Here is a 711-nt window from a genome sequence, read left to right on the forward strand (position 1 = left end):
AGTCCGCACGGATCAGCCCTTTGGAGGGACTTGCCTTCTTGATTTCGGCGATCAGGGCGAAATCGCCGGATTTGCGTTTCGCGTCGAGCGCCGCGAGAAAGCCGCGCGGTGCGTCGGCGTCTTTTGCGTGCGCCTTGATCTCTGCCAGCGGTACGCGTGCCTTGGCGGCGGCTATCTCGTCGCGCTTGTAGGCTTCGATCTTGCGCAGAATGTCAGACACGGTTCACCCGTTCGAAATTTCGACCAGCCGGTCGAGCACCTGCAGCGCCCGGCCGCTGTCGATCGCCTGCGCGGCGATGGCGATGCCGTCACCCAGCGTCGTCGCCTTGCCCGCAATCACCAGTCCGGCGCCGGCGTTCATCAACACTGTGTCGCGGTAGGCGCCGGCGGCGCCGCCCAGCATATCGCGCAAGGCCTTGGCATTGTAGGCGGCGTCACCGCCGCGCAGCTCGTCCTTGGTATGGCGCTTCAGTCCAACCTCTTCAGGGGTCAGCGTAAAGCTGCGTATCTCGCCGCCAACCAGTTCGGCAACCTGCGTCTGCCCGGTGGTGGTGATCTCGTCATAGCCGTCGCCATGGGCGACCCAGGCGTGCTCGGTGCCGAGCGCCTTCAGCGTCTCGGCCACCGGCATGATCCATTCCGGCAGGAACACGCCGACCATCTGCCGCTTCACCCCCGCCGGATTGGACAGGGGACCGAGCAGGTTGAAGA

2 pseudogenes are annotated in these 711 nt (G+C 65.3%); both read right to left on the minus strand.

The features are described 5' to 3' along the window. Positions 1-220, minus strand: a pseudogene (locus tag EOA36_RS36485) (indole-3-glycerol-phosphate synthase TrpC); the annotation flags it as partial. Positions 221-223: 3 nt separating this feature from the next. Continuing rightward, positions 224-711, minus strand: a pseudogene (locus EOA36_RS36490) (anthranilate phosphoribosyltransferase); the annotation flags it as partial.

The organism is Mesorhizobium sp. M8A.F.Ca.ET.021.01.1.1, from assembly GCF_003998025.1.
GTDB lineage: Bacteria > Pseudomonadota > Alphaproteobacteria > Rhizobiales > Rhizobiaceae > Mesorhizobium.